Below are 8,060 nucleotides of genomic sequence, written 5' to 3' on the forward strand. Positions count from 1 at the left end.
TGCGTACTGATTACTGATTACTGATTACTGATTACTGGTGACTGGTGACTGATTACTGGTGATTGCCTGCTTTTATGGCAAAATTTTATGTGTAGCAATTTCAGATGCCCCAACGAATGACTGCAACCACCCCCACCTTAGCCACCCAGTATGACCCTTTTTCGACAGAGGAAAAATGGCAAAAATTTTGGGCAGAGCAAAATACCTTTCAAGCCAACCCCAACCACCCCGGAGAGTCCTACGCCATTGTGATTCCGCCGCCGAATGTGACAGGTAGCTTACACATGGGTCATGCGTTTAATACTGCCTTACTAGATACCTTAGTGCGCTATCACCGGATGTTAGGCCGCAATACCCTCTGTCTGCCGGGGACAGATCATGCCAGTATTGCCGTACAGACAATTCTAGAAAAGCAATTACGAGCCGAGGGTAAATCTCGGCGAGATGTAGGACGGGAGGAATTTTTACAACGGGCCTGGCAATGGCGGGAGGAGTCCGGGGGAAAAATTGTCGGACAACTCAAGCGCATTGGGCTTTCTGCGGATTGGTCGCGGGAACGCTTCACCATGGACGATACCCTAGTGGATGCGGTGTTAGAGGCGTTTGTGCGCTTGTATGAGGAAGGGTTAATTTATCGAGGGAAATACATGGTCAACTGGTGTCCGGCCTCTCAGTCGGCGGTGTCGGACTTGGAGGTTGATCCCGTTGAGGTGGATGGGTATTTGTGGCATTTTTGCTATCCGTTGACCGATGGGAGTGGGGTGGTTGAGGTGGCCACCACTCGTCCGGAGACGATGTTGGGGGATACGGGGGTGGCAGTGAATCCCCAGGATGACCGCTATCAGCATTTGATTGGCAAAACCCTCAAGTTGCCGATTGTGGGGCGAGAAATTCCGGTGATTGCCGATGAATTGGTTGATCCGGCGTTTGGGACGGGGTGTGTTAAGGTGACTCCGGCTCATGATCCCAATGATTTTGAGATGGGACAACGGCATCAGTTGCCGATGATTAATATTTTGAATCCCGATGGGACGTTGAATGAGAATGCAGGGCAGTTTGCGGGGCAAGATCGCTTTGAGGCCCGGAAAAATGTGGTGAAACAGTTGGAAATGGAGGGCGTGTTGCTCAAGGTGGAGGAGTATCGCCATAAAGTGCCGTATAGCGATCGCGGAAAGGTCCCCATTGAACCCCTGATCTCGACCCAGTGGTTTGTGAAAATTGCTCCCCTCTCCCAAAATGCCCTAAATTCCCTCGACGGGGAGAATTCCCCCCGCTTTGTGCCGGAACGGTGGAAAAAAGTCTATCGGGATTGGTTAGTGCGTTTGGAAGATTGGTGTATTTCTCGGCAGTTATGGTGGGGCCACCAGATTCCCGCTTGGTATGCGGTCAGCGAAACCGGGGGCATTATTACCGATGATACGCCCTTTGTGGTGGCTCGCAATGAACCAGAAGCCGAACAAAAAGCTAAAGCACAATTTGGGGATAATGTCAAGTTAGAACGAGACCCGGATGTGTTGGATACGTGGTTCTCGTCGGGACTCTGGCCGTTTTCTACGTTAGGCTGGCCGACGGAGACTGACGATTTAAAAACTTATTATCCCAATACCACCCTTGTTACTGGCTTTGACATTATTTTCTTCTGGGTGGCACGGATGACCATGATGGCCGGACATTTTACAGGCCAAATGCCCTTTCAGGATGTCTATATTCACGGGTTAGTCCGGGATGAGAATGGCAAGAAAATGTCGAAATCGGCAGGTAATGGCATTGATCCCCTGTTGTTGATTAATAAATATGGGGCGGACGCGCTGCGTTATACTCTGATTAAAGAAGTGGCCGGGGCTGGGCAGGATATCAGCTTACAGTACGATCGCAACACCGACGAGTCCGAGTCCGTCCAAGCCTCCCGGAATTTTGCCAATAAACTCTGGAATGCGGCCCGGTTTGTGATGTTGAATTTAGACGGAAAATCCCCGCAACAGCTAGGAAAACCGGATTTAGGGAAATTAGAATTGTGCGATCGCTGGATTCTCTCCCGCTTCTATCAAACCGTCCAAGACACCCGCCAGAATATCGACGAATACGGTCTCGGAGAAGCCGCCAAAGGCTTGTATGAGTTCATCTGGGGCGACTTCTGCGACTGGTACATTGAACTGGTCAAACCCCGCTTACGAGAAGGGGAAAACCCGGTGGCCCAACAAACCCTCGCCTACGTCCTCGACGGCATTTTAAAACTCCTCCACCCCTTCATGCCCCATATTACCGAGGAAATCTGGCACAATCTCAGCCAACAAACCGATGTCTCTTTGGCCCTACAACCCTATCCCCAAGTGGATGAAATTCTGGTGGTGGACTCCACCCCCGCAACCCCCCAACCCCAAGCGGACCCGCAACCCCCAACACCTAGCCCGCCAACGAGCCATTACGACAACCCCGTGTTACAATTCCTCGCTGATCTCCCCAGTGAAGTGAGTACCTTTGTGGGCAATAATAAACAACCTTTCCTCTGGGTGGGGACAGCACTGGTGGTGTTGGTCGGGGTAAAAGTCCTTACCTCCTTAATGGGAGCAATGAATAGTTTGCCCCTCCTTGAACCCCTGTTTAAAATTGTCGGTTTTGCCTACGTGGTCTGGTTCACCCTGCGCTACCTGCTGCGCTCTCAGACCCGCACGGAAGTCCTTGGACGAGTTCGCACCCTTTGGCAGGAGTTTCAATCCTCTGTGGAGGAAAAAATGCCCTCTGGGTCTTTCTCCCCTGCTCCCTCCTCTCCTACTCCCTCCTCTCCTCCCGCAAAACCTAATACTTTGGTGTCTTCCCAACTCGAACGGAATTTTGAGCTATTAATTGGCACAATTCGCACTGTGCGCAACCTACGAGCAGAAGCAGACATTAAACCGGGGACCCAAGTGCCGATTATCCTCCAAAGTAATGATCCCCAAGAACGACAAATTTTAGAAGCGGGTCAAGCCTATATTGCCGACTTAGCCAAAGGGGAAACCGTCACTGTGGTACAAAATTTAGAGGCCGATGCCACTGTTCAAGAAAAAGCCAAACAAGCCTTTGCGGGAGTCGTTGGCACGGTTCAGGTGTTAATTCCCCTCCAAGGATTGGTTGATCTTGAAGCACTTTGTGCGAAGCTAGAGAAAAAGTTAAGTAAAGTTGAGGGAGAAGTAAAATCTCTTGAAGGACGATTACAGAATCCTAACTTTGTGAATAAAGCCCCGGATGCGATTGTTCAGGGAGCCAGGGATTCCTTAGCGGAAGCCCAAACCCAAGCCGATATTCTGCGCGATCGCCTGGTGCGTCTACAATAAGCTCTCTTGGTTTGCATCTACCCGCCTCTTAATTACTCTCATAGCCTAAACCTGACTCCTGGCGATGTTACACCTCGCACAAGTTCAAAAAACTTCCCAGTCTGACGAAATCACATTACAGTTACTCGCCAAGCAAACGGTCGAGAAAAATTGGGTGATTGCAGATTCCCAAGCAATTACCGTGTCCTTGGACACCATCCCCAATGTTCCCTTAGCTATCCCCAATACGGGGGTGTTAGTGTTAGTGGATTTAGATGATGGCCGCAATGTCCTCCGCTTAGAGGAGGCCACCGAATGGGTGTTAACGCTAGTCGAGCAGTTAGCCAATTCTCCAGAAAAGATGGAATCTTGGCTCAAGGAGGAGGCGGAAAAAATTGAAAAATGGCGGCAAGAACTCACCCTGAAAAGTCAAGAGATGAGTATGAAGACTCTAGAGTTAGAAACCCGTCGAGAGCAGTTTGAAAAGACGATGGCCGAGGAGCAAGCAGAGTTAGAACGCCGTCGAGGAGAGTTCAAGAAAGAGGGGAATGGGTAATGGGTGATCACCCATTACCAAAATCACATAATTAAATCACATAATTTGCGATCGCAGCCAAGCCACAGGCAAATAAGTCATCTTCTCCCACTTCGGCACAAACGCCCGTTTATTAAAGACATCATAGTTATTACGCTCAATCACATCGAGAATGCCTTGATAAAGCATTAACGCCGACCAAACCGGCCAACGGGCATCAGGGTTTAACGCTCGAATGCCTTTGGCCGCTTCGTGGTAGAAGTACCGGGCCCGTTTAATCTCAAAGCGCATCACATTCCGCCAACGGTGATCAATTACCCCGTTAAATAAATCCTTCTCCGTATAATTAAAGCGGTCTAAATCTTCTAACGGTAAATAAATTCGCCCCCGTTGGGCATCTTCCCCCACATCCCGGAGAATATTGGTGAGTTGGTTGGCAATGCCAAGAGCAATGGCTTTTTCTAAAGCATCCTCCTCATCCTCCTGGGACCAAGGGGCCGTCGCCACCCGTTCAAACCCCAACACTGGACTGGTCATTAACCCCACCGTCCCGGCCACCCGGTAACAGTAAAGCTCTAACTGGTCAAAGGTTTCGTAACGACTGCGGTACAAGTCCATCCGTTGCCCCGCAATCATATCCCGGAAGGGTTGAATATCTACCGGGAATTTTTTAATGGTGTCTAGAAGGGCGACATCCGGGTCTTCTTGGGGATGTCCCGCAAAAACGGACTCTAGATGGTTTTCCCATTGATCAAGGGTTTCTGGAGTCGTATAGCGGGCTTTGGGACCATCTACTAATTCATCGGTGCGCCGACACCACTCATAGATTGCCCAGATGGCTTGCCGTTTGGCGGGGGGCATCAAGAGTGTACCGAGATAAAACGTTTTGGAATAATGCGCCGTGATTTGGCGACAATATTCGTAAGCCTCGTCAACAGAGGCCAAAGTTTTAGTCCGTTGTTGAGGTTTAGGCAATTGCAGCATTCATCGCAGACTAAAGGTGTCCAAGGGGGGGAAATCTGGGAAAAGTCCCCATTCAGTGAGAAACAATAGAATTGTCCCACTGGCTGTCCCCACTGCCAATGAAAGTTGAAATTTTTTTTGGCAGATGGGAACAAAGATAGGCGGTTTAGGCACTCCCGACAAGAGGGGAAGTGATGGGGGTGAGTTGGGAAGCTCGTTCCGCAATGGCATTGGCGGTGAGTTTCCCGGACAATACGGCCCCCTCCATACTCCCCAAATATTGTTGCATGGTGTAATCCCCTGCAAGAAAGAAATTTGAGATGGGGGTGACTTGGTTGGGCCGACAGGCTTGGCGGCCTGGGGTGGCTTTATAGACGGAGCGAGGGGTTTTCACGACATGATATTTGAGCAACTCGGCGGCATTGTCTCCCGTAAAATGTTGGGGGAAAAGTTGCTTGAGTTCTTCGAGGGTGGCTTCGATAATGGCCTCGTCGGATTTGCTGATCCAGTCTTTGGCGGGGGCTAAGACTAATTCCAACATGGAGCGATCGCTATTTTCATACCCCCGACAAGTGTTACTCATATCCGCGTACACACTCAACAGAGGGGACCGGGAAAAGAGTAAGTGATCAATGTCGGTGAGTTTCCGATCAAACCAGAGGTGGAGGTTAATGACTGGAACGCCTTCTAGGCCCTCTAGTTGTTTAAAATAGTCTATTTCCCGCCATGGTTCAGGTAGTAAGAGTTTCAGGGGATCAACAGGCAGGGCAGACACATAGGCATCGGCTTCGATGACTTCCTCCTCTGCGCCATTAATGCCCCGAATGACCAATCCTGTCACCTTACCGTCTTCATCGAGGTTAATGCGCTTGAGAGGGGCATTTAGCCGCACTTCTCCCCCCCGTTCGGTTACATAGTCCACAATGGGCTGACAGAGACGTTCGGTGGGCGAACCATCGAGGAAGGCCATTTTTGAGCCGTATTTCTCTTGTAAGAACCGATTTAAGGCGGTGAGGAGAATGGTGGCCGAAATTTCGTTGGGGTTAATGAAGTTCAATGCCTTGGACATGGCGATAAAGACTTCATTTTCTACCCGTGGGGGGATGTTTTGTTTTTGCATCCACTCGGACCAAGTGTATTGATCCATTTTTTCCACGTAGGACTGGCCGCGAATCATAGCGGGAATGAGTCCCAACCCAAAGCGGATTTTTTCTGGCCAGGTGAGCATATCGTTATTCCGCAAGATGGCGATAACGCCATTCCATGGTGCGGGGAGATTGGGAAAATTAAACCGGGAGTAAGTGCCGGGTTTTTCGGGGCGATTGAAGATCATGGTATGCTCTTTCCATTGTAAGCGATCTTCAATGCCCAATTCCCTGAACAACTGCAACATATTGGGATAGGCCCCAAAAAAGATATGCAGTCCGGTTTCGTACCAGTCTCCGTCTTCGTCTTGCCACGCGGCAACTTTCCCCCCTAAGACGTTTTGACGCTCTAGGACAATGGGGGTATGTCCCGCATCAGTTAAGTATTTAGCACAGGCTAGACCCGCTAATCCTGCTCCGGCGATCGCAACTCGCATTGAGAAATCCTAAGTTCTTAAAATATGTTTACGATTCTTCTCATAGTCATTATAGGTTGCATTTCGTTACATTTTGCGGCAATTACCGATCATTTTGGCAAATTTAGCGAAATGGCTCTGGCCTGTGGGGGAGTATCTTTGTTCTGATGGGGGGGAGGGTAGAATAAATTAACTAGGCGACCCATTCATTTTTTGAGTAAAGTGGTGCGTTAGGTGCGCTCACCCGGTATGCTTTTGGCGATCGCACCTTATTGGGTTACAAAATGGTTAAATAAGTATCTTGAGATTGTTCAGGTAAAACCTTCAATTTTTGATGTTTTAAATCCGGTTCAATTCCTAATCCTTCCATCGGAATTACTCCTAATAAGGCATTGCTCCCCCCAGGGAGTTCTAAACACTCATAAGTGCCTTCTCTTCCCAATATAGAAATCTTCGCATCTTGAAAGATTCTCGCTTTACTCAAACCTGTTGCTGTTGCTACCTCTACTTCTTTGAGTAATTCTAATCCCAGTTGTTCAATCACCTCGGATGGCAAACAAAGGGTAGTTGCCCCCGTATCCACCAGCACATTATCTAGGGTAATACTCCGAATATCTTCGGTTTGAATAAATCCTCGTGTTGCTGCCGACTGATCTGCACGGTTAATAATAATTAAACTTGTAATAATTTTTCCCATTGGGGTTTCTGTTGTGGATGACATAGTAGGTGGGTGCGTTACGGCGGAGCATTTGAGTTAATGGATTAATCTTAAATTGTCTTGCCGCCTAACGCACCCTACTATCTCATTTAGTGCGTTAGCAGGAGATTAACTTAGAGCAAAATCCAGTTAATGTTATTTCCTGCGTAACGCACCGACACCCCATTCAACTTTGTTCTGTTTCTAAACGAGCTAGGGTAGTGGCTCTGAGACACTTCGTGAACGCATTTCTCCCGTTATTTTACCAAAAACGCGATTGCTTCGCACAGCCGGAGGCTATCGCGCCAGCATGGCAGAATCCTATGGCTCTTTTCAATGAACAATGAAAAAGCCATTCTCCACGGAACACTTCGTGAACACAACTTGGGGGAAGGGGAAGTGCGATCGCTTCGCACAGCCGGAGGCTATCGCTTCCTGTGACCAAAACAATGCTCATCTTTTCAGTAGCAATTCGTAGCAATTCGTAGGGTGCGTTAGCAGGCCATCAACTTAGCTCAAAACCCAGTCAATTATGTTTCCTGCGTAACGCACCGAAACCCATTAATTTTTGAAGTAGGTGGGTGCGTTACGGCGGATAGTTTGAGTGAATGGATTAATCTTAAATTGTCTTGCCGCCTAACGCACCCTACTATCTGGATTGATTCTGAATCGTTGATGGTATTATTTTCAATAGTCATGGCTCAAGGAATATATCGGACATGAGTCGGCGGGAATTGTATTCTGCATCAATTTTAATTGAATTTGCGATCGCTCCTTAAAGTTAAGGGAACGATCGCGAAAAAAAAAAGACCGCGCTTGGGGGATGGAGGAAGCGCGATTCTGTAACTCATTTTGGGAGCTTATAGGGTTAGCTTGTAGGGTGCGTTAGCAGGGGATCAACTTAGGGCAAAATCCAGTTAATATTATTTCCTGCGTAACGCACCAAAACCCCATTCATTTTTTGAGTAAAGTGGTGCGTTACGGCGGATATTTTGAGTGAATGGGTTAATC

The 8,060-nt window shown here is 48.6% G+C and carries 5 protein-coding genes; 2 read left to right on the forward strand and 3 right to left on the reverse strand.

Annotated features, from left to right (window positions below):
* Positions 1-116 precede the first annotated feature (116 nt).
* Both PN462_RS17380 and PN462_RS17385 read left to right on the forward strand, forming a co-directional pair.
* Entirely contained in the window at positions 117-3,314 is a 3,198-nt protein-coding gene (locus PN462_RS17380) for a valine--tRNA ligase (RefSeq protein WP_272130085.1), read from the forward strand.
* A 64-nt stretch (positions 3,315-3,378) separates the two neighbouring features.
* Entirely contained in the window at positions 3,379-3,849 is a 471-nt protein-coding gene (locus tag PN462_RS17385) for a hypothetical protein (RefSeq protein ID WP_272130086.1), read from the forward strand.
* Between the two features lie 36 nt (positions 3,850-3,885).
* On the opposite strand, the gene crtB is transcribed toward PN462_RS17385, so the two are convergent.
* The 3 genes from crtB to PN462_RS17400 form a co-directional block, all read right to left on the reverse strand.
* Entirely contained in the window at positions 3,886-4,812 is a 927-nt protein-coding gene (crtB, locus tag PN462_RS17390) for a 15-cis-phytoene synthase CrtB (RefSeq protein ID WP_272130087.1), read from the reverse strand.
* Between the two features lie 145 nt (positions 4,813-4,957).
* Complete coding sequence (gene pds / locus PN462_RS17395; protein ID WP_272130088.1) at positions 4,958-6,373, reverse strand: 15-cis-phytoene desaturase; 1,416 nt, start codon at positions 6,371-6,373, stop codon at positions 4,958-4,960.
* Positions 6,374-6,629: 256 nt separating this feature from the next.
* Positions 6,630-7,073, reverse strand: coding sequence for a retroviral-like aspartic protease family protein (locus PN462_RS17400; protein ID WP_443029205.1), 444 nt, complete (start codon positions 7,071-7,073; stop codon positions 6,630-6,632).
* Positions 7,074-8,060 lie beyond the last annotated feature (987 nt).

This window comes from Spirulina sp. CS-785/01 (assembly GCF_028330525.1).
Classification (GTDB): domain Bacteria; phylum Cyanobacteriota; class Cyanobacteriia; order Cyanobacteriales; family Spirulinaceae; genus JAQMSD01.